This is a genomic window from Rubrivirga halophila, from assembly GCF_046845755.1.
Taxonomy (GTDB): Bacteria; Bacteroidota; Rhodothermia; order Rhodothermales; family Rubricoccaceae; genus Rubrivirga.
On sequence record NZ_CP177357.1, the window covers coordinates 1,788,203 to 1,805,282 of the forward strand.

The 17,080-nt window shown below is 72.1% G+C and carries 15 protein-coding genes, 1 tRNA gene and 1 pseudogene; 10 read left to right on the forward strand and 7 right to left on the reverse strand.

Translation table 11 applies throughout. From position 1 onward, the window contains the following. Positions 1 to 17 precede the first annotated feature (17 nt). The 3 genes from ACLIRP_RS07845 (at position 18) to purU (ending at position 2,815) form a co-directional block, all read left to right on the forward strand. The gene (locus ACLIRP_RS07845) at positions 18 to 1,022 is read left to right on the forward strand and encodes an LLM class oxidoreductase (protein WP_412063414.1); all 1,005 of its coding nucleotides are present in this window, start codon (positions 18 to 20) and stop codon (positions 1,020 to 1,022) included. Between the two features lies 1 nt (position 1,023). Then, complete coding sequence (locus ACLIRP_RS07850; RefSeq protein ID WP_412063415.1) at positions 1,024 to 1,857, forward strand: SDR family NAD(P)-dependent oxidoreductase; 834 nt, start codon at positions 1,024 to 1,026, stop codon at positions 1,855 to 1,857. Between the two features lie 94 nt (positions 1,858 to 1,951). Beyond that, a complete protein-coding gene (gene purU / locus ACLIRP_RS07855) occupies positions 1,952 to 2,815 on the forward strand; it encodes a formyltetrahydrofolate deformylase (RefSeq protein WP_412063416.1) in 864 nt (287 codons plus the stop codon). 3 nt (positions 2,816 to 2,818) lie between these two features. On the opposite strand, the gene ACLIRP_RS07860 is transcribed toward purU, so the two are convergent. Beyond that, positions 2,819 to 3,979, reverse strand: a complete 1,161-nt coding sequence (locus ACLIRP_RS07860) for an AI-2E family transporter (RefSeq protein WP_412063417.1) — start codon at positions 3,977 to 3,979, stop codon at positions 2,819 to 2,821. A 422-nt stretch (positions 3,980 to 4,401) separates the two neighbouring features. Here ACLIRP_RS07860 and ACLIRP_RS07865 point away from each other — a divergent pair, with 422 nt between their 5' ends. Genes ACLIRP_RS07865 through ACLIRP_RS07880 form a run of 4 tightly spaced genes read left to right on the forward strand, consistent with a single transcriptional unit; the run spans position 4,402 to position 7,667 of the window. Continuing rightward, positions 4,402 to 5,397, forward strand: coding sequence for a ParA family protein (locus ACLIRP_RS07865; RefSeq protein WP_412063418.1), 996 nt, complete (start codon positions 4,402 to 4,404; stop codon positions 5,395 to 5,397). Positions 5,398 to 5,409: 12 nt separating this feature from the next. Next, the gene (locus ACLIRP_RS07870; protein ID WP_412063419.1) at positions 5,410 to 6,357 is read left to right on the forward strand and encodes a ParB/RepB/Spo0J family partition protein; all 948 of its coding nucleotides are present in this window, start codon (positions 5,410 to 5,412) and stop codon (positions 6,355 to 6,357) included. A gap of 3 nt (positions 6,358 to 6,360) precedes the next feature. Continuing rightward, entirely contained in the window at positions 6,361 to 6,978 is a 618-nt protein-coding gene (locus ACLIRP_RS07875; RefSeq protein WP_412063420.1) for a DUF5683 domain-containing protein, read from the forward strand. 53 nt (positions 6,979 to 7,031) lie between these two features. Further along, complete coding sequence (locus tag ACLIRP_RS07880) at positions 7,032 to 7,667, forward strand: hypothetical protein (RefSeq protein WP_412063421.1); 636 nt, start codon at positions 7,032 to 7,034, stop codon at positions 7,665 to 7,667. 154 nt (positions 7,668 to 7,821) lie between these two features. On the opposite strand, the gene ACLIRP_RS07885 is transcribed toward ACLIRP_RS07880, so the two are convergent. Next, on the reverse strand, positions 7,822 to 8,196 hold the full coding sequence (locus ACLIRP_RS07885) for a hypothetical protein (RefSeq protein ID WP_412063422.1): 375 nt from the start codon (positions 8,194 to 8,196) through the stop codon (positions 7,822 to 7,824). Between the two features lie 90 nt (positions 8,197 to 8,286). On the opposite strand from ACLIRP_RS07885, the gene ACLIRP_RS07890 reads away from it, so the two are divergent. Next, on the forward strand, positions 8,287 to 9,063 hold the full coding sequence (locus tag ACLIRP_RS07890; RefSeq protein WP_412063423.1) for an endonuclease/exonuclease/phosphatase family protein: 777 nt from the start codon (positions 8,287 to 8,289) through the stop codon (positions 9,061 to 9,063). A gap of 23 nt (positions 9,064 to 9,086) precedes the next feature. On the opposite strand, the gene ACLIRP_RS07895 is transcribed toward ACLIRP_RS07890, so the two are convergent. The 3 genes from ACLIRP_RS07895 to ACLIRP_RS07905 all read right to left on the reverse strand — a co-directional run bounded on the left by ACLIRP_RS07895 (position 9,087) and on the right by ACLIRP_RS07905 (position 13,175). After that, on the reverse strand, positions 9,087 to 9,329 hold the full coding sequence (locus tag ACLIRP_RS07895) for a hypothetical protein (RefSeq protein WP_412063424.1): 243 nt from the start codon (positions 9,327 to 9,329) through the stop codon (positions 9,087 to 9,089). Positions 9,330 to 9,333: 4 nt separating this feature from the next. After that, positions 9,334 to 11,682: an acyl-CoA dehydrogenase gene (locus ACLIRP_RS07900; RefSeq protein ID WP_412063425.1), complete on the reverse strand. Its 2,349-nt coding sequence runs from the start codon at positions 11,680 to 11,682 to the stop codon at positions 9,334 to 9,336. A gap of 365 nt (positions 11,683 to 12,047) precedes the next feature. Beyond that, entirely contained in the window at positions 12,048 to 13,175 is a 1,128-nt protein-coding gene (locus tag ACLIRP_RS07905) for a M23 family metallopeptidase (RefSeq protein WP_412063426.1), read from the reverse strand. Positions 13,176 to 13,296: 121 nt separating this feature from the next. Here ACLIRP_RS07905 and ACLIRP_RS07910 point away from each other — a divergent pair, with 121 nt between their 5' ends. Then, positions 13,297 to 13,830, forward strand: coding sequence for a hypothetical protein (locus tag ACLIRP_RS07910; RefSeq protein ID WP_412063427.1), 534 nt, complete (start codon positions 13,297 to 13,299; stop codon positions 13,828 to 13,830). A gap of 80 nt (positions 13,831 to 13,910) precedes the next feature. Here ACLIRP_RS07910 and ACLIRP_RS07915 read toward each other — a convergent pair whose 3' ends face one another. Next, positions 13,911 to 15,968 (reverse strand): S46 family peptidase, encoded by a 2,058-nt coding sequence (locus ACLIRP_RS07915; protein ID WP_412063428.1) that lies wholly within the window; start codon positions 15,966 to 15,968, stop codon positions 13,911 to 13,913. Between the two features lie 334 nt (positions 15,969 to 16,302). Between ACLIRP_RS07915 and ACLIRP_RS07920 the strand changes: the two are divergent. Next, positions 16,303 to 16,731: pseudogene (locus ACLIRP_RS07920) on the forward strand (lysozyme); the annotation flags it as partial. Between the two features lie 231 nt (positions 16,732 to 16,962). Here the strand turns inward: ACLIRP_RS07920 and ACLIRP_RS07925 are convergent. Continuing rightward, positions 16,963 to 17,049, reverse strand: a tRNA-Ser gene (locus ACLIRP_RS07925). Positions 17,050 to 17,080 lie beyond the last annotated feature (31 nt).

Consider the following 17,080-nt stretch of genomic DNA (forward strand, 5'->3'; position numbering starts at 1 on the left):
GACCACGGAGCCAGACGATGATCCCGCAACCGGACACCGATTCGACGACGGCGGAGCCGGGCGAGAGCCGCGGCTTCCGCCCGCTCAACCGCGGCTACCGCTCGGTTTTCCGGCCGGAGCGGCTCACGCTCGGGCTCGTCGTGCCCATCGAGGGCTCGCCGTCGCCGGTGCCGACGATGGAGCGCCACCTCGAGCGCGCCCGGCTGGCCGAGCGGCTCGGGTTCGCTGCGCTCTGGCTCCGCGACGTGCCCTTCAACGTGCCGTCGTTCGGCGACGCGGGCCACCTCTTCGACCCGTTCGTCTACCTCGGCCTGCTCGCCGGGCAGACCGACCGGATCGCGCTCGGCGTCGCCAGCATCGTGCTCCCGCTCCGGCACCCCGCGCACGTCGCCAAGGCCGCCGCCAGCGCCGACGTGCTCTCCGGCGGTCGGTTGCTCCTGGGCATCGCCTCCGGCGACCGGCCCGACGAGTACCCCGCCCTCGCCGAGCCCTTCGAAAAACGGGGCGAGCGGTTCCGCGAGTCGTACGCCTACCTCCGAACCATGGCTGAGGCTGCCCCGGCGTTCCAGAACGGGTACGGCCGCGTCGGCGGCGGGATGGACCTGTTGCCCAAGCCGACGGCCGGGCGGCTCCCGCTCCTGGTCACCGGGAGCAGCCGCCAGTCGCCTGGGTGGGTGGCTGGGCACGGCGACGGGTGGATGACGTACCCGCGCCCGGTCGGCGCCCAGGCCCAGGCCGTCCGCGAGTACCGCGATCGCGTGCGTGCGTCGGGCGCGTTCGACAAGCCCGTCATGCAGCCGCTCTACGTCGACCTCGACGGCGACCCCGACGCCCCGCCGCGCCCGCTCCACCTCGGGATGCGGTCGGGCGTGCGCGCGCTCGCGGCCTACCTCGAATCGCTGGAGGCGGCCGGCGTCAACCACGTTGCGCTCAACCTCCGGTTCAACCGGGCCGACGTCGAAGACACTGTCAGCCGCCTGGCCGACGACCTCCTGCCCCGCTTCCCCACCCCCAGTCCCTGACATGTCCAAGACCCTCCTCATCACCGGCTCGACGGACGGCATCGGGCTCGAGACCGCCCGGCGATTGGTCGCCGACGGCCACCATGTGCTCCTCCACGGCCGGAACGCCGACAAGCTCGCCCGCGTCGAGGCGGAGCTGTCGGCTTTGGGCACCGTCGAGAGCTACTCCGCCGACCTGGCCGATTTCGCCGAGGTTGAGGCGCTGGCCGACGCCGTGGCGGAGCGGCACGACCGGCTCGACGTGCTCATCAACAACGCGGGCGTCTATTCCACGGCCCACCCCGTCACGGCCGACGGGCTGGACGTGCGGTTCGCGGTCAACACGGTCGCGCCTTACCTCCTGACGCGGCGGCTCCTGCCGCTGCTCGCGTCCGACGGGCGCGTCGTCAACCTGTCGTCGGCGGCCCAGGCGCCGGTCGACCTGGACGCGCTCGCGGGCCGTGCGCGGCTGGGCGACGGCCCAGCGTATGCCCAGAGCAAGCTGGCGCTGACGGCATGGTCGCGGCACCTCGCCGGGGAGCTCGGCCCGGACGGCCCGGTCGTGGTCTCCGTCAACCCCGGGTCGCTTCTGGGAACGAAGATGGTGAAGGAGGCCTTCGGTATGGCGGGCAAGGACGTTGGCATCGGCGCCGACATCCTGGTCCGAGCGGCGCTGTCCGAGGAGTTCGCGGCCGCGTCCGGTCGGTACTTCGACAATGACGCGGGCCGGTTCGCCCCGCCCCACCCGGACGCGCTCGACGGCCAGAAGGCGCAGGCGATCGTCCGCGCCATCGAAGCGGTGCTGGCGGCGCACGGTGCGGGCCGCTCTGGCGCTCCCGCAACAGCGGCCTCTTAATCGCCTACGTCTCCCTGCGGCGCCGGCATGATGCCCGATCGCCCCCCGCGAGCGGGCTCTAAGTGGGATCTTCCCGTCTCCCCGGCCCCGGTCCATGGACGTCCCCCTCGCCCGCCTGCTCGTCACCTGCCCCGACCAGCCCGGCATCGTGGCCGCCGTCAGCGGCTTCCTGCGCAACCACGGCGCCAACATCACGGCGCTTGACCAGCACTCGACCGACCCCGTCGGCGGGACGTTTTTTCTGCGGGCCGAGTTCACGACGCCGGACCTCGACCTCGCCGCGGAGGCGCTCGAAGCCGCGTTCCGGCGCGTCGTCGCCGAGCCGTTCGCGATGGACTGGAAAATCGCGTACGCCGCCCGTCGGACCCAGGTCGCCATCATGGTCTCAAAGGTGGACCATGCCCTCCTGGAGCTGCTGTGGCAGTGGCGCCGGGGCGACCTCGACGCCGACATCGCGCTCGTCGTCAGCAACCACGACGCGCTGCGCGCCGAGGTCGAGCGGTTCGGCGTCCCGTTCCACCACGTCCCGGTGACCCGGGACACGAAGGGCGAGGCCGAGGCCGCCACAGTCGCGCTGTTCGACGAGGCCGGCGTCGACCTCGTGGTGCTGGCGCGCTACATGCAGATCCTGACGCCCGACTTTGTCGACCGCTACGCCGGGCGCATCATCAACATACACCACTCGTTCCTGCCCGCGTTCGTCGGCGCCGACCCGTACCGGCAGGCGTTTGAGCGCGGGGTCAAGGTGATCGGCGCGACGGCCCACTACGTGACGGCCGACCTCGACGAGGGCCCGATCATCGAGCAGGGCGTGGCCCGCGTGTCGCACCGCCAGTCCGTCGCCGAGCTCCGGCGCCTGGGCCAGTCGCTCGAACGGGACGTGCTGGCACGGGCCGTCCGCTGGCACCTCGAAGCCCGGGTGCTGGTCCAGGGCAACAAGACCGTCGTGTTTATCTGAGCGCTAGATCTCCAGCTCAGGGTTGGACTCGGCGAGCGGCGGGTCGGCCGGCGCCTCTTCCAGCGCGGCGGCCTCGATCGGGTCGAGGCCCGAGGCCGGCGTGTCGTCCGGCGCGTCGTCGGCGGGGCCGAACTCCTCGGTAAAGATCTCCCAGACGGTCAGGAACAGCCCGGCGACGACGGGGCCGATGACGAGCCCGGAGAACCCGAACGTGGCCAGCCCCCCAAGTGTCGAGAGCAGGATCATGTAGTCCGGCATCCCCGCGTCGCGGCCGACCAGGATCGGGCGGAGCGCGTTGTCGACCGTCCCCATGATGCCCGCGCCGACGCCGGCCAGGATGAGCGCCTTGACCCAGGCGCCGGTCGCCACCAGGTACACGGCCGCCGGGATCCAGACGAGCGCTCCGCCGATCGCCGGGAGCAGCGAGAACACGCCCATCAGCACGCCCCACAGAACGGGCGAGCCGAGCCCCAAGAGCGCGAACGCGACGCCACCAATCGTGCCCTGCACCGCGGCGATCACGAACGTCCCCTTCACCGTCGCCCGGGTGACGGCGGTGAACTTGGAGAACAGCCGTCGCTCGCGGGGGTCGCCGAGCGGGAGCGCGCGGATCATCGTCGCCTCCAGCGCGGCGCTGTCGCGGACGAAGAAGAACAGGACGTAGAGCGTCACCGCCAGCAGGAGCGTGAACGTCAGCGCCTGCTGCCCGACCGACAGCAGCCGCGAGGCGACCTCCTGGCTCAGCGCGACGGCCGACGTGGTCACGCGGTCGCGGAGGTTGTCGAAGTCGATGCCGAGCTCCTCGGCGCGCTGGCTGAGGCGGGGCAGCATCCGCTCGGCGGCGGCGACCGGCTCCGTCAGGTCGATCTCGCCCGACGACACCCGCTCCACGACGCCGATGGCCTCTTGCGTCACCAGGATCCCCAGCACGATGAGCGGGGCGACGACCGCGGACATCACGGTGAGCAGGGTCAACAACGCGGCGATCGTCGAGCGCCCCTTGAGCCGGCGCTCGTACCAGCGGAACAGCGGCGCGAAGAGGACCGCGAGCACGACGGCCCAGAAGACAGGGAGCAAGAACCCCCCGAGCGTCCACGCGAACGCGAGCGTGACGAGGACGAGGAGGGCGAGGAAGGCCCGGTTTTCGAGCGAGCGGAGGGTCATCAGAGTCGGGGGGGACGCCGGAATATCGGCGTGGCGGGCGTCGGGATTCACCCATTGCTTCACCCAATTTGCACGGCCCCCTTGACTGCGCGGCTTCTGGTCCCTATCGTTCGAGCATCGAGTGAGGTCGAGCCTGGCGATCTGTCCGGGGGGACGACAACCGGCGCGATCCACCCGATCCAACCCCGACCGGCAGCCGCCGGTCGGGGTTTCTGTTTGAGGAGCCCCCGAGACGCCCCGTGCTGGGCGTTGTCGCACAGCGACTTCGCTCGCTCTCCCGCGGAGACCCGAGGCCATCAGGCGGCTGTGGACGAACGGCCGGCCCGACAGCCCGTCGGCGCTGTCGGGCCGGCTCTATATTCGAGGTGTCCCCCCGGTCCCCGTGGCCGGCGCCCTGTCACTCCCCGTTAGCGCCCCTCGCCATGGGCAAGGTCATCGCGGTCGCGAATCAGAAGGGCGGCGTCGGCAAGACCACGACGGCCGTCAACCTCGCTGCGTCGCTCGCGGCGTCGGAGCACCCGACGCTGCTCATCGACACCGACCCCCAAGCGAACGGGACGTCGTCGCTGGGCATCGAGCCCCGGACGGTCGCCTCGTCCGTCTACGACGTGCTCACCGGGAGCGCCTCCGTCGACGACGTCGCGCTCCACACGGAGATGCCGTTCCTGGACGTCGTCCCGAGCCACATCAACCTGGTGGGCGCCGAGATCGAGATGATCGACCTGTTCGAGCGCGAGCGGGTCCTCAAGAAGGCGCTCGAGGGACTCCGGCGGAAGTACCACTTCGTCGTCATCGACTGCCCGCCGAGCCTGGGCCTCCTCACGCTCAACGCCCTGACCGCCGCCGACTCGGTCCTCATCCCGGTCCAGACGGAGTACTTCGCGCTCGAAGGGCTCGGCCAGCTGCTCAACACGATCAAGATCGTCCGCCAGCACCTCAACCCGGACCTCGAGATCGAGGGCGTGCTGCTGACGATGTTCGACGGGCGGCTCCGCCTGAGCAACCAGGTCGCGGCCGAGGTCCGGCGCTACTTCGGCGACCGCGTCTTCGAGGCCGTCGTCGCCCGCAACGTGCGGATCTCGGAGGCGCCGAGCTTCGGGAAGCCGGTCCTGCTCTACGACGGGATCTCGTCGGGCGCCAAGAACTACCTGAGCGTGGCCGCCGAGGTGGTCCGCAACAACCAGCGCTACCTCCAGGCCCCGCCCGAGACCGCCGACGGCACGCCGCTCGACGACGCGCCGGACCTCCGCGTGCCGCCGCCCGCCCCGCGCGTGTCCACCCCTCCCCCGCCGACGCCCACGCCGGCCTCGCGCACTCGCACGATCGCCCCGCCGCGCCCGACGCCCGCCGGCGACGGCGGCACCGACCGCGTCGTGCTCGCCTCGAAAGCGACGCCGCCCTCCTCCGACGACGCCTAGCCCTGCCCCCCCATGGCCAAGAAAGCCGCCCTCGGCAAGGGCCTCAGCGCCCTCCTCCCCTCCCAGCCCGACGCCTCCCCCGGCGACGAGACCGGCTCGCGGACGCGCCTCTACAACTTCGAGGAGCGCCGCCGCCTGGCCGGCCGCGTCGCCGAGCTCGACATCGAGGCGATCAGCCCGAACCCGTACCAGCCCCGCAAGGACTTCGACGAGAAGGCCCTCGACGAACTGGCCGCGTCGATCTCCCAGCTCGGCATCATCCAGCCGCTGACGGTCCGCTCCCTCGGGGACGGGCGCTACGAGCTGATCTCGGGCGAGCGCCGCCTGCGCGCCAGCCGCCGCGCCGGGCTCAAGCGGATCCCCGCCTACGTCCGCGAGGCGGACACGGAGGAGATGCTGGAGATGGCGATCGTCGAGAACGTCCAGCGCGAGGACCTCAACCCGGTCGAGGTGGCACTCGGCTACCAGCGGCTGATGGAGGAGGTCGGGCTGACGCAGGAGCAAGTCGCCGAGAAGGTGGGCAAGAGCCGCCCGACGGTCGCGAACGCGCTCCGGCTGCTGCGGCTGCCGCCGCGCGTCCAGGCCTCGCTCCGCGAGGGCGCCCTGTCGAGCGGCCACGCGCGCGCCCTCGTCGGCGTCGACGACGACGCCGCGCTCCTCGACCTCCACCGCGCGACGATCGACCACGGGCTGTCGGTCCGCGAGGTCGAGCGCCGCGCGAAGGCCCTGCGCGAGCCGGCGCCCAAGCCGTCCGCCCCCAGCGCCGACACCCCGAGCACTCCGGCGCTCCCGCCGCGCGACCGGCTCCAAATCGAGGCCTTTGAAGCCCGGCTCCGCGAGCACGTCGCCAGCCGCGTCCAAATCAAGCACCGCGCGAGCGACGGCGGCGGCGTGGTCGAGGTCGCCTACTACTCGGTCGACGACCTCGAGCGCGTTGTAGCCCGGCTGACCGCCGAGTAACCCGTGGGCCGCATCGCGTGGGCGGCACTCCTGCTGGCGACCGCCGCGCCGCTCGCCGCCCAACCCCTCGACTCGCTGGCGACCCGGCTCGACACGCCGACCCTCGCCGACACCGTGGCGGGCCCGACCGCACGCGGCGCCGTGCTCCGAGCGCTTGCGCTGCCCGGGTTTGGCCAGGTGTACGTCGGGCAACGCGCGAAGGCCCCGTTCGCGTTCGCGTTCGTCGCCGGCGCCGCCGTGTACTTCGTCACCCGCCAGCGCCAGTACCTCCGCTACCGCCGCGCGTCGGTCGTCGCGGGCTGCCTGGTCGACGACGGCTCGGCCGACGACGACGCCGACCGCATCGCGCTGTGCGCGGCGGCCGGCGCCGACTACCAAGACGAATATGACGCCGTGAACGAGGGGCTCGCGACGCCCGCGACGTTCATCGCGATCCGCTCGGTCCGGGAAACCGCGCGCGGACAGCGCGACGTGGGCGCGCTCGTGGTGCTGGCGGCATACGCGCTCCAGGCGCTCGACGCGTATGTGGCGGCCGAGCTGTCGGACTTCGACGTGAGCGAGGACCTGAGCATCGGCGTCCGGCCGGAGTCGGGGCAACTCGCGTTGCGGCTGCGTTGGTGATTAACCGGCGGGCGGAAGTCGCGATACCGACGTCCCCCTTCCGCGTGTCGCCGATGTCTCGCCTCGCCCTCGCCCTTGCCGTCGCCCTGAGTGCCCCTGCCGCACTCGCGCAGATCGTCCCCCCGGAGGCGGAGTCCGCGCCCGACTCGGTGGCTACGGCCCCGAGCTTCGCGCAAGACGTGGTCCGCGAGGCCGCCCAGCGCGCCCGGCCGTCGCCGCGGCTGGGACTGGCGCTGCGGGCCGCCACACAGCCGACCGTCGAGACCATCCGCGAGCTGGGCGTCACCGTGACGCTGCCGCCTGGCTGGCGCGGCCCGGCCGTGCCCTCAGCGCAGAACAGCGGCCGGTATGCCGTCTTCACGCTTCGGAACGCCGCGCCGCGCCACCCGCTGGCGGGCGCCGTCGTCCGCGTCGAGCGCGTGGTCGGGTTCGAGGGCGTCGAGCGCGAGCGGTGGCTGCGGGGCCAGACGCCGTACCGCTACCACGGCTCGGCCGGGCCCGTCGGGCCGATCGCCGTGCCCGGCCACCCGTTCGGGGTCGAGGTCGCGGGCGGCGGCGTTCGGGGCGCCGTCGTGTTTGTTCGGACCCACGGCGCGATCTGGGCGATCGGCGTCGAGGCGCCCGAGGCGCTCTGGGCCCGCCAGCAGGCCGCCCTGCTGGCTCTCGTCAACGGCGTACGGCTGCCTTAGCGAGGGCGCCTGAACATTCACCCAGATCGACTCTCGCGGGCCAGATTCCGCCGTCGCCGCGTCCCGATCGTCGTCCGTGGCTACGGCCCCGCACTCCTCGCGACACCGAAATCGTGACCTCGCGCGAGCCTGACCTCGCAATGGTCCACGCGCCCTAGTTCGAGCAGATCGAGCGGAGCACGCGGCGGCGCTCGTCGAGCGTGTCGCGCCAGCGGCCCTCGCCGACCTCGTCGTCGCCGAGGTAGTAGTCCCAGTGCTCGACGGTGTCCTCGTTGAGGAGCACGGGCGTCGACATGTGGGCGGTCCGCTTGAGGAGCGGCTGGAGGCCCATCTGGTGGACGAAGGTGATCTTGCAATCGCCTTCCTCGACGCGCCGGACGGTCAGCCAGTTGTCGCCGCAGACGTGGCAGGTAAAGAAGCGGGCCTCCTGCTCGTCGGTGAGCAGGCCGAGGTCGTCGGACTCGTCGGCGTCGAGCTCCATCGGGAGCATCGAGTACGAGCGGCAGGCCTTGCACTGAAGTCGGTCCATCGGATTCATCGGGGGTTTCCGAGGGTAACGCCTTCGGCGGGATCGCCGCACGTCGACGGGCCGTCTTCACCCCGCCTTTCCCCCCTCTCCGTGCCCCGTCCGACGCGCGTTCAACCCTACCTCGCCGAACTGCTGGCGGCTCCGCCCACGCAGCCCGTTCCGGCGCTCAAGCGCCGCCTGACGGTCGCCTCGTACAACGTCCACCGGTGGGCCGGCGTGCGGGGCGGGAAGCAATACGAGCCCGAGCGCGCGCACGCCGTCATCGAGGAGATGGGCGCCGATGTGCTGGCGCTCCAGGAGGCGCTCCGCCCCACCAAGGGCGCCGACCCGCTCCGCGAGGTCGCGGAGGATCTGGGCTACCACCTCGCGTTCGTCGTCACCAGGCTCCACAAGCGTGGCGAGTTGGGGAACGCCGTCCTGTCGCGATGGCCGCTGTCCGGGGCGCTCGCCATCGACCTGTCGTTCGGGCGACTCGAAAAACGGGCAGCGCTTGCGGTCCGCGTCGGCTCCGGCGAGCGGTCCTTGCAGATCGCCGCGACGCACCTTGCCCTCGTGGACCGGACGCGCGCGCACCAGGTCAAGGCGCTCCTGGATCACCCCCAGCTCGCGAGCGGGCCGGTCGTGCTGGTGGGCGACATGAACGCCTGGCGGCCGACGAAGGCGTCGCGCGCGCTCGACAACCACTTCAAAACGCGGCACCACAACGCCAACTGGCCGGCCTCGTACCCGACGGTCCGGCCTGTCCTCGCGCTCGACCGCCTCTACGCCCGCGGCGTCGAGATCATCCACCTGGGCGCCCACACGTCGGAGGCGGCCCGGCGCGGGTCGGACCACCTGCCGATCGTCGCCGAGCTCAAGCTGAAATAGCCGACGCGGGCGCCGGGCTCCCGTTACGCGTCGTCGTGCTCCGGCTCGAAAAAGCGCTCGGCGTGCTCGCAGACGTCGCGCTGGCGGTCCTCGTGGAACGTCAGCGTCTCCTCCTGGAATGTCACCTCGAAGGCGCCGGTGACAGGCACGGCGCGGTGGCGGAGGTACGTCAGCCGGTCGCCCGCGAGCACGAGCACGCCGCCGTCGTCGCGGAACGACTGGCGGGCGAGGTACGGCATGCCGGCGACGAGGTCGGTGATCCGCATCCGCCTACGGGTCGAGCGGCATCCGCCCCGACCCGATCTCAGAGCCCAGGAGTTCGTCGGGGATCCCGAACGCGTCGACAAGCTCGACGGCGATCGGACGGAGCCGGCCGAGCAGGGCGTTGACGCGCGTGCGGATGGCCTTCGAGACCGGCGCGTCGATGAGGTTCTGCTCCAGGAACCAGCCCCGGTTGCGCTCGATGTGCTCCAGCGCGTAGAGGGCACAGAGCAACTCCATCCGGGTCTTGAGCGCGGGGTCGTCGATCGTCGCGATGGTGTCCTGGAAGGCCTCGAGCACGAGCCGCTCGGCGTTCGCGGTCGCGAGCGTCAGCAGGTGGTCCTGCACGTCGACGAAGGCGTCGAACGAGTCGCAGCCCTTGTCGATGCGGCGCTTGAGCCGGGCGGCGACCTGGACGAGCAGCTCGCGCTCGCGGCGCTCGAACAGGTCGCGGTGCCATGCCGGGTCGAGCAGGTGGTCGCGGTCCGTGTTGCGGCGGACGAGGGGGTTGACCTCGCCGAGCTTGACCGACGCCTTCTCGCGCACGAAGCGGAGCAGGCCCCAGGCGTTGAGGTCGGAAAACTCCTGGCGGTAGCCCGCCAGCAGGCCCTTGGCGACCTGGAGCTGCAGAACCGTGTTGTCGCCCTCGAACGTCGTGAAGATGTCGGAGTCGGCCTTGCGGTGGGCGATCCGCGCGGACCACCGGAAGCCCTCGCCGCCGGTCGCCTCGCGCGCCTCCTGTAGCGTCCGCGTGGCGTGCCACGAGGCCATGGCCTTGAGCGCCGCCGCGCGCCCCTCGATCTCGCGCGTGTCGCCGCCGGGCTTGAGCGCCGCGAAATCCTGGGACAGCTGGGTGAGGGCGAACGACAGGCCGTAGCTCGTCGCCACGAGCGGGAGCAGGCGGCGCTGGTGGCTGAGGTAGTCCAGGATGACGACCTCGTCGCCTCCGGCGGGGCCGAACTGGCGCCGCCGCGCGCCGTAGCGGACGGCGACCGTCAGGCCCGCCTTGGCGGCCGAGTTGGCGCCCGACCCGACGGCGATCCGCCCGCCGACGAGCGTGCCGAGCATCACGAAAAAGCGCTTGCCCGCGCTCGGGATCGGGCTCGTGTAGGTGCCGTCGGCGTCGACCTGGGCGTACTTGCTGAGCAGCGCGGTCCGGGGCACGCGGGCGCCGTCGAACCAGAGCTGGCCGTTGTCGACGCCGTTGAGTCCCATCTTGTGGCCGCTGTCACCGATGCGGACGCCCGGGGCGGGCTCTCCGTCCTCGGTCCGGATGGGGACGACAAAGGCGTGGACCCCGTACTCCTCGCCGTCGATGCAGAGCTGGGCGAAGACGGTCGCGAGGCGGCCGTGCGCGGCGGCGTTCCCGATCCACTCTTTGTGGTCGCGGTCCGTCGGCGTCTCGATGACCCACTCGTCCGTCTCGCGGTCGAACGTCGCCATCGTCTCGAGCTCGCGGACGTTCGAGCCGTGGCCGCGCTCGGACATGGCGAAGGCGCCGGGCAGCGCGAGCGTGCCGATGGGGGGGAGCAGCTCGCGGCGCTGCTCGTCGCTGCCGAGCGCGTTGACGCTGCCGCCCCACAGCCCGAACTGGACGCCAAACTTGACGACCAGGCTGAGGTCGTGCGTGGCGATGATCTCGAACGCCGCGATAAACGCCGCGATGTCGCCCTTGCCGCCGGCCCACTCGGGGTACGCGAGCGCGCCGATGCCCTGGTTCGCCAGCAGTTGCGTCCAGCGGAGCACGATCTCGCGGTACTCCTCCTTCGGGATGTCGGGCTCGGGGTAGGCGAAGGCCGGGTCGCTCAGCAGGCGGCGGACGCGGTTCTTGACGTCGGCGTGGGGCCCGTCGAGCAAGGCCCGGAGCGGCGCGATGTCGAAGGCCGGCGGGCCGGCGCGGCGGTCGACCGACGGCGGGCGGACCTCGACCAAGTCGCGGACGACCTCCTCCCCCACCACGCCCAGCAGGTCCTCGATCTCGCGCAGCGCCAAGCGGGCCTCGGGCGGCAGGCCCGCCCCGTCGCCGCTGCCCGAGAGGACCGCGAGGTCGGCGCCGAGGTCGGCGAGCGACTTGTGGCCGAGGTCGGGGATGTGCTCGGCGGCCTGGCGGATGGTGCGGACCCAGCCGAAGTAGGTCGTCGCATCCGGCGGGTTGGCGGGGTCGAGCCACTCGGCGACCGTCGCGCGGTCGGCGTCGGTCATCCAGTCCTGCTCGGCGAGCCGCTCGCGCGCCGCGGCCACCTCGGCGGGCGTCAGCAGGCCGTCGGCCCAGGCGACGTACAACAGGGGCAGGACCGAGGCGATGCCCCGGGACAGCGTCGTGACGGGGTGGTCGGGGGCGGTAGGCGAGTCGGCCATCAGGCGGGGGCGGCGAGGGAAGGGATCAACCCGCAAGCGCCGCGCAGGGTGCCCGCACCCCAAACTTTCACTCATCGCTGAAAGCTGAGGCCGTTAGCCTCGCGGCTCGCTCGCACACTTGATCCCTGCGTGCACGTGGGGAACGGTCAGCACCGCTAGCACACCTCCTCTGCCGTCATCCCCGCGATGGCGGGAATCCAGAATGGTGGTTCTTGCTCGCGTACCGCCTGCCCCGCTTGCGGACAGCGTTATGAGGGTGAAGCCATCACGAGAGGGTGCTCCCGGGCTCTGGATTCCCGCCTTCGCGGGAATGACGTCTGCTTAGAGGTGGAGAGATGGCTTGCCGGCCGAGTTCGGGGCACGCCCTACCACCGGGGCGCGCCGTCGGCCGTCGTCGCCAGCAGCGCGAAGTACTGGCGGCCCCGTGGCGTGGGCTGATACGTGAACCGCTTGCGCAGCAGCATCTGATTCGTGCTCCCGTCGGTCAGCCAGACGCCCAGGGCCACGCCCTCGAGCGTGAGCTGGTCGACCGGGTTCGGGGCGACCTCGACGCCGATCGGGACGCCCTCCTGGGAGAACGTCACGCGCCAGCCGGGGACGGACGCCGTGTCGGCGGCGGCGGCCTCGGGGCCGAGCCAGGGGTACCGCGCGAGCAGGTCGAGCGGGCGGCCGCCGGGGAGGTCGACGACGTAGCCCTCGTCCAGGCTGCGGACGAACTCGGGGAACGAAAGTGTGGGGTCCTCCTCCAGCGCCAGGAACAGCTCGGCGGGCGGGACCCCGGCGAGGTTGGTGCCGAAAAACAGGCCGTGGAGGTCGTTCGTACCGTAGTACTCCTCGAACCAGCGGCCCTCGTGCTCATTCAGCATCAGCGCGATCTCGAGGTGGACGTGGGCGCGCGAGCGCCCCAGCCCGCGCCCGGTGTAGCCCATCTTGCCGAGCGTCCCGCCCCTCGCAACCGGCTCGCCCTCGGCGACGGTGACGTCGGCGAGGTGAGCGTACAGGCTGTACACCGGCGAGCCGCTCCAGTCGTGCTCCACGACGACGTACTTCCCGTAGCTCGAGGCCCCGGCACTTTCGTTGACGTACGCGACGCGGCCCACGTCGATGGCGAAGACAGAGTCGACGGGCTCGCCGTCGGCGTCGCGGCCGGTCGGCGCGATGTCGATGCCCTCATGGACCCGGCGGAAGGTGCGCAGGCCGAAGATGGTCGGGACAGGGTCGCGGACGAATCCGTACTGGCCGCCCTCCCACTTCTCCGGCCGCAGGCTGTCGACGGTCGTGTTCAAGCCCTGGTAAAACCGATCGGGGGCGTCGGTCAGGAGCGCGCGGTTGGCTGTCGGCAGGACGAGGTCGAGCGCGACGGGCTCGCGCGGCCCGGGCTCGCGGTCGGCGGCCTCGGCGGGCGCGACGGCGACGGGCGGGTCCGGCCGGTCGGAGGGGTCGGCGCAGCCGGCGGCGAGGGCGAGCGCGGCGAGCAAGAGGAGGCGGGACATGGCGTCGAAAGAAGGGACCGTTCAACGGCCGTCAGGGCGGGCCCCGTTCCGCCCGCCCGGTGCGAACCGGGCGAACTCGGGTGGGCGCGGGGCGTCCTCCCGACGTCCATCCCACACGTCCGTGTCCCGCGTCCTCGCCGTCGCCCTGCTCTCGCTCGCCGTCGCCCTGCTGTCGCTGCTGATCGCGATGTTCGCCTTTTTCGGCCCGCCCTTCCCGACGGCCGAGACGTACGCGGCCGAACGCGCCGAGCGCGCGCGCAACGACGAGGCGACGTTGCTCGACCACATGGTGCTGATGCAGCGGTACGTCGAAAAGGCGGCGCTGGCGTCGGACGCCGGCAACTGGGAGTTGACCGCGTTCTACGCCGACAAGATCTCCGAGCGCGCCGGCCGCGTCATCGACGGAGGCTACGTCGTCGACGGGATCGACGTGAGCGCGATCGCGGCCGAGGTGGCCGACCCGCGCGCGGACGCGCTCGTGGAGGCCGCGCGCTCCGGCGACGTGGCGCGGTTCGACGCGGCGTACGAGCAGATGGTTGTCGGCTGCAACACGTGCCACGGGCGCTCCGGGTACCCCCTCGTCCGCATCCAGCGGCCGGACGCCGACATGTACCCGTCGCAGGTGTTCGGGGAGAGCAGAAGAGAAGAGGAGTAGAGGGAAGAAAGAGGAGCCCGGGAGCACGTGGCTCCACAATGGACATCGTCTACTCCTCTACCCCTCCTCTTCTCCTGCCGCTACCGCCGGAGCGTGCCCTCGCGGATCTCGGTCACCAGCCCGTTCAGGCCGTAGACGTTGCGGAGGGCCTCGACGACGAGCCGGGTGTCGACCATCACGTTGCGGCCGCGCTCGGGGGCGTAGATGTAGTCGCGGACCAACCCCTCGATGGTGCGGTCGAAGTTGAGGCCCACGAGTTCGCCGGCGCGGTTGACCGTCGGCGAGCCCGAGTTGCCGCCGATGGTGTCGGACGTCGACGTGAAGTTGACCGGCGTCGAGAGGTCGAGGTCGTCCTCAGCGTCGAGCCAGCGCTGGGGCAGGTCCCACTCGCACGGGTCGCTGGCGCCCGACGAGCAGAAGCTGTGGTAGCGGTCGTAGAGGCCGTACATCGTCGTCATCGGCGGCGCGAGCGTGCCGTTGTAGGGGTAGCCGCGCACGATGCCGTCGGTAAAGCGGAGCGAGAACGTGGCGTCCGGCGGGACGGCGTTGCCGAACGTCGCGAACCGCTCGCGCCCCAGGCGTCGCGCGACGTCGCGCTCGCGGGCGCTGAGGCCGGCGCTGGCCGACTGGAACGCCTCGATCTCGGGGAGCAGCCCGCGGACGAGCGCGACGGCCAGGTCGTACTCGGCCTCTTGCGGGTCCGGGGCCGCCGTTGCCGCCAGCGACTCCGCCAGCAGGCGGTCGGCCGCGGCTTGCGCGGACGGGCCGTCGATACCCTCGGGCAGGGCCAGGCCCTGATCGCCGTAGTAGGCGCGGATAGCGTCGACCTCAGCGGTGAGGTAGGCCCGCTCCAAGATCATCGGGGGGGTCTCGACGGCGGCGGCAGCCTCGGCGTCGCCCATCGCGAGGGCGCGGGCGCGCTTCATGAGCGCCGAGCCGTAGGCGCGGTGGAAGAGGGTCGGGAAGGCGCGGTAGGCGGCGGCGTACTGGCGCTTCTCGGCCTGGATGGCGGCCTGCTCGTCGATGAGGGCGGCGGCGGCGGGGCTGGCGGCGCGGAAGTCGCGCTCGGCGGCGGCGCGGCGGGCGATGATGTAGTCGTCGCCCAGCCCGGCGAGGCGACCGCCATATGCCTTGCGCGCGTTCGACAGCCCGAAGATGCGGCCGCGGAGCTGGTCCGGCTCCGGGTCCTCACCGGTCGCGAGGTAGGCGCGCAGGGCGGCCTCGCGGGTGCGGATAAAGCGATCCGTCCCCGTGAGCCCGGCGTCGCGCAGGAACTCGAGCTCGGCGACGGTCAGCCCGCGCGAGGTGCTGCCCGGGTTGCCGATGACGAAGACCAGGCTCCCCTGCTCGACGCCCTGGGCGGAGAGCGGGAAGTACTCGGGCGTGGCCAGCGGTCGGCCGTCGTCGCCGTAGATGCGGAAAAAGGCGAAGTCGGCGGCGTAGCGGGGGTACGTGAAGTTGTCGGGGTCGCCGCCGAAAAAGCCGAGCGCGCGCTCGGGCGCCATCACGAGCCGGACGTCGCGGTAGCGGCGGAAAGTGTAGGCCGAGTACCGGCCGCCGTTGTAGAGCGCGACGATCTGGACCACGAAGTCGTCGGCGTCGGGGTCGGGCGCGGTGATGCCCCTAGTCGCCAGCAGCCGAGCGGTGACGGCGGCCTGGGCCGACTCGAAGGCGGCCTCGCGCTCGGCGTCGGTCTCGGCGGCGTCGACCGGCGCGGACATCGCGTCGGTCACGTCGTCGATGGCGACGAGCTGGTCCATGTAGAGGTCGTCGACGCGGCGCTCCTGGTCGAGCGAGGTCGTCGTGAACCCGTTGTCGAGCAGGCCCTCGCCGCCGCGATCGCTGGCGATCACCCAGCTCTGGGCGCAGTGGTGGTTGGTGAGCACGAGCCCGTTCGGGGAGACGAACGAGGCCGAGCAGCCGGGCATCCGGAGCGACGCGAGCCGGGCGCGGCGGTACCACGCCTCGTCGGGCGCGAAGCCGTAGGTCTCCTGGAGGTACTCTGTCGGCGAGTCCTCGAAGAGCCACATCTTGCCGCCGTCGAGCGGCTGGGCGCGGACGGTGTCGAGGGCGGCGCGCTGGGCGAGGGCAGGCGCGGCGAGCGCGAGGACGGCGAGGAGGCAGACGAGCGGGCGCATGAGGCAGCGGCGGGTGGGGTGCAAAAGGTAGCACGGCTCCGGCTCGGCCTCGCTCCGCTGCGGTGGCTTGGGGCGGGTGGCACCCCCTCATGGTTGGCGGCCGATTCGATGGCGGGGTGGTGCCCGAATGGCACCCCTCACCCTGGCTACGCCGACCTATCGGTTGTCCCTCTCCCAGCGGGAGAGGGGACGCATTGGGTAGGGCGGGCGGACAGGCACGCGGGGTGGCCTCGTCCCAGGGGCATGCTCCGGGCGGGGGTTGGGAGACGGTGCCGTCCCTTTATTGCGGCTCGACCTCCCCCCCTCCCCCATGCCACATCCTGCCAACGACGGCCTGCGCATCTCCGACGCCGGGCTCACGCTCATCGAGCGGTTCGAGGGCTTCAAGCCCGACTGGTACCTCGACCCGGTCGGCGTCCGCACCATCGCGTACGGCTGGACGGGCGCGCTGCCGGACGGGCTCGCGCCGCCGCTGACGCAGGCGCAGGGCCGCCAGCTCCTGCGCGACACGGTCGGCAGCTACGAGCGCGCCGTGCGCCGCCACGTGGCCGTTCCGCTGGCGCAGGCGCAGTTCGACGCGCTCGTCAGCTTCACCTACAACCTGGGCGCCTCGAACCTGGCGTCGTCGACGCTGCTGCGGCGGCTCAATGAGGGCGACGCGCGCGCGGCGGCCGAGCAGTTCGACCGCTGGGTGCTGGCGGGCGGGCGGGCGCTGCCCGGGCTCGTGCGCCGCCGCGCGGCCGAGCGGGCGCTGTTCGAGTCGGGAACGGGGCCGAATGACCGGATCGCCGCCAAGCCACCGCGCGCCCTCGAGCACGCGCGCCCGACGCCCGACCTGCGCGTGCCCGGCCCAGTGCATCCGGAGCCGTCGGCTCCCCTACCCTCCGAGCCGCCGCCCCGCATCCCGCCGAGCCCGCCACCGACGGATCCGGGCCGGACCGGCTGGTAGCCCGAAACCAAGCGCGGCCCCGACGTTTCCGTCAGGGCCGCGGGGCGGAGAGGGTGGGATTCGAACCCACGGTACCCGTAAGGGCACAACAGTTTTCGAGACTGCCCCATTCGACCACTCTGGCACCTCTCCGACGGGGACCGAAAACTACGCGCGGCGTGCC

Excerpts from the sequence above, each read along its gene's own strand:
- ACLIRP_RS07870 (WP_412063419.1), top strand. The coding sequence starts at position 5,410 with ATGGCCAAGAAAGCCGCCCTCGGCAAGGGCCTCAGCGCCCTCCTCCCC.
- ACLIRP_RS07880 (WP_412063421.1), top strand. The coding sequence starts at position 7,032 with ATGTCTCGCCTCGCCCTCGCCCTTGCCGTCGCCCTGAGTGCCCCTGCC.
- ACLIRP_RS07850 (WP_412063415.1), top strand. The coding sequence starts at position 1,024 with ATGTCCAAGACCCTCCTCATCACCGGCTCGACGGACGGCATCGGGCTC.
- ACLIRP_RS07860 (WP_412063417.1), bottom strand. The coding sequence starts at position 3,979 with ATGACCCTCCGCTCGCTCGAAAACCGGGCCTTCCTCGCCCTCCTCGTC.
- ACLIRP_RS07865 (WP_412063418.1), top strand. The coding sequence starts at position 4,402 with ATGGGCAAGGTCATCGCGGTCGCGAATCAGAAGGGCGGCGTCGGCAAG.
- ACLIRP_RS07905 (WP_412063426.1), bottom strand. The coding sequence starts at position 13,175 with ATGTCCCGCCTCCTCTTGCTCGCCGCGCTCGCCCTCGCCGCCGGCTGC.
- ACLIRP_RS07885 (WP_412063422.1), bottom strand. The coding sequence starts at position 8,196 with ATGGACCGACTTCAGTGCAAGGCCTGCCGCTCGTACTCGATGCTCCCG.
- ACLIRP_RS07845 (WP_412063414.1), top strand. The coding sequence starts at position 18 with ATGATCCCGCAACCGGACACCGATTCGACGACGGCGGAGCCGGGCGAG.
- ACLIRP_RS07915 (WP_412063428.1), bottom strand. The coding sequence starts at position 15,968 with ATGCGCCCGCTCGTCTGCCTCCTCGCCGTCCTCGCGCTCGCCGCGCCT.
- ACLIRP_RS07900 (WP_412063425.1), bottom strand. The coding sequence starts at position 11,682 with ATGGCCGACTCGCCTACCGCCCCCGACCACCCCGTCACGACGCTGTCC.
- ACLIRP_RS07895 (WP_412063424.1), bottom strand. The coding sequence starts at position 9,329 with ATGCGGATCACCGACCTCGTCGCCGGCATGCCGTACCTCGCCCGCCAG.
- purU (WP_412063416.1), top strand. The coding sequence starts at position 1,952 with ATGGACGTCCCCCTCGCCCGCCTGCTCGTCACCTGCCCCGACCAGCCC.